Source organism: Pseudactinotalea sp. (assembly GCF_048594945.1).
Taxonomy (GTDB): Bacteria; Actinomycetota; Actinomycetes; order Actinomycetales; family Beutenbergiaceae; genus Pseudactinotalea.
On sequence record NZ_JBMDXJ010000144.1, the window covers coordinates 1 to 2222 of the forward strand.

The 2222-nt window shown below is 67.0% G+C and carries 3 protein-coding genes; all 3 read right to left on the reverse strand.

All coding sequences use genetic code 11. The features are described from left to right. Positions 1 to 1316 (reverse strand): elongation factor G (gene fusA / locus ACOJSN_RS06735; RefSeq protein WP_420111737.1); only part of this gene is annotated, 1316 nt, incomplete at its 3' end. A 75-nt stretch (positions 1317 to 1391) separates the two neighbouring features. Then, the gene (rpsG, locus tag ACOJSN_RS06740) at positions 1392 to 1862 is read right to left on the reverse strand and encodes a 30S ribosomal protein S7 (protein WP_420111738.1); all 471 of its coding nucleotides are present in this window, start codon (positions 1860 to 1862) and stop codon (positions 1392 to 1394) included. Further along, the coding region (rpsL, locus tag ACOJSN_RS06745) for a 30S ribosomal protein S12 (protein WP_420111739.1) at positions 1862 to 2222 on the reverse strand (361 nt) is incomplete at its 5' end. The genes rpsL and rpsG, both read right to left, overlap by 1 nt.

Consider the following 2222-nt stretch of genomic DNA (forward strand, 5'->3'; position numbering starts at 1 on the left):
GGGTCCTCGTCCGAGAGACGCTGGATGGCCGTGGAGAGCTTCTCCTGGTCACCCTTGGTCTTCGGCTCGATCGCCACCGAGATCACGGGCTCGGGGAACGTCATCGACTCGAGCACGACCGGCTCGTTGATGTCGCTGAGCGTGTCACCGGTGGTGACGTCCTTGAGGCCGATGAACGCGTAGATGTGGCCCGCGTGGGCCTCCTCCACCGGGTTCTCCTTGTTGGAGTGCATCTGGAACATCTTCCCGATGCGCTCCTTCTTGCCCTTGGTGGCGTTGAGCACCGGCGACCCGGAGGCCATCTTGCCGGAGTACACGCGCACGTAGAAGAGCTTGCCGAAGAAGGGGTGAGCGGCGACCTTGAACGCCAGCGCCGAGAACGGCTCGTTCTCGTCGGCGTGACGCTCGATGACCTTCTCCTCGTCCTTGGGGTCGCGCCCGTCGATCGAGGGCACGTCCAAGGGAGAGGGCAGGTAGTCGATCACGGCGTCGAGCATGGGCTGCACGCCCTTGTTCTTGAACGCCGAGCCGCACAGCACCGGGAACGCCTCTCCGGCGATCGTCAGCTTGCGGATGCCGGCCTTGATCTCCGCGACGGTGAGCTCCTCGCCGCCGAGGAACTTCTCGAGCAGCTCGTCATCCGTCTCCGCGACGGCCTCGACGAGCTCCGAGCGGTACTGCTCGGCCCGCTCGGCCAGGTCCGCGGGGATGTCCTCGACGGTCCACGCCGCGCCCAGCTCGGTCTCGCCGCGCCAGGTCAGCGCACGCATCTCGACCAGGTCGACGACGCCCTCGAAGTCGGTCTCGGCGCCGATCGGCAGCTGGATGACCAGCGGCTTGGCCTTGAGGCGGTTGATGATCGTGTCGACCGTGAAGTAGAAGTCCGCGCCGAGCTTGTCCATCTTGTTGACGAAGCAGATGCGGGGAACGTTGTACTTATCGGCCTGACGCCACACGGTCTCCGACTGGGGCTCCACGCCCTCCTTGCCGTCGAACACCGCGACCGCGCCATCGAGCACGCGCAGGCTGCGCTCCACCTCAACGGTGAAGTCGACGTGCCCGGGGGTGTCGATGATGTTGATCTGGTTGTTGTTCCAGAAGCAGGTCACCGCGGCGGAGGTGATGGTGATGCCGCGCTCCTTCTCCTGCTCCATCCAGTCGGTGGTCGAGGCGCCGTCGTGGGTCTCGCCCATCTTGTAGTTGACGCCGGTGTAGAACAGGATCCGCTCGGTCGTCGTCGTCTTGCCGGCGTCGATGTGCGCCATGATGCCGATGTTGCGGACCTTGTTCAGGTCGGTCAGCACGTCCTGTGCCACAGTGGCCCTTTTCTGGTGGTGATGAGCAGCGAATGAGGCGGCCGCGCGCGGGTCAGCGCTGGGGCCGCGGCAGTGTTACCAGCGGTAGTGCGCGAACGCCCGGTTGGACTCAGCCATCTTGTGGGTGTCCTCGCGGCGCTTGACAGCGGCGCCGAGGCCGTTGCTGGCGTCGAGGATCTCGTTCATGAGGCGCTCGGTCATCGTCTTCTCGCGGCGAGCGCGGGCGTAGTCGACGAGCCAGCGCAGCGCGAGGGTGGTCTGGCGCGCCGTGCGCACCTCGACCGGCACCTGGTAGGTGGCGCCACCGACGCGGCGGGAGCGGACCTCGAGCGTGGGACGCACGTTCTCGAGCGCACGCTTGAGAACGGTGGCCGGCTCCTGCTGGGTCTTGCTGCGCACGCCCTCGAGCGCGTCGTAGACGATGCGCTCGGCGGTGGACTTCTTGCCGTCGAGCAGCACGCGGTTGACGAGCTGGGTGACGGTGGTCGACTCGTAGACCGGGTCGATCGCGAGCGGCCGCTTCGGGGCCGGGCCCTTACGAGGCATTACTTCTTCTCCTTCTTGGCGCCGTAACGGCTGCGAGCCTGCTGGCGGCCGCGCACACCCTGGGTGTCGAGCGCGCCGCGGACGATCTTGTAACGCACACCGGGCAGGTCGCGGACACGACCGCCACGGACGAGCACGATCGAGTGCTCCTGCAGGTTGTGGCCGACACCCGGGATGTAGGCGGTGACCTCGATGCCGCTGGAGAGCTTCACACGCGCCACCTTGCGGAGCGCCGAGTTCGGCTTCTTGGGCGTGGTGGTGAACACGCGCGTGCACACGCCGCGGCGCTGCGGGCTGCCCTTGAGGGCAGGCGTCTTGGTCTTGCCGACCTTGGCGCTGCGGCCCTTGCGGACCAGCTGC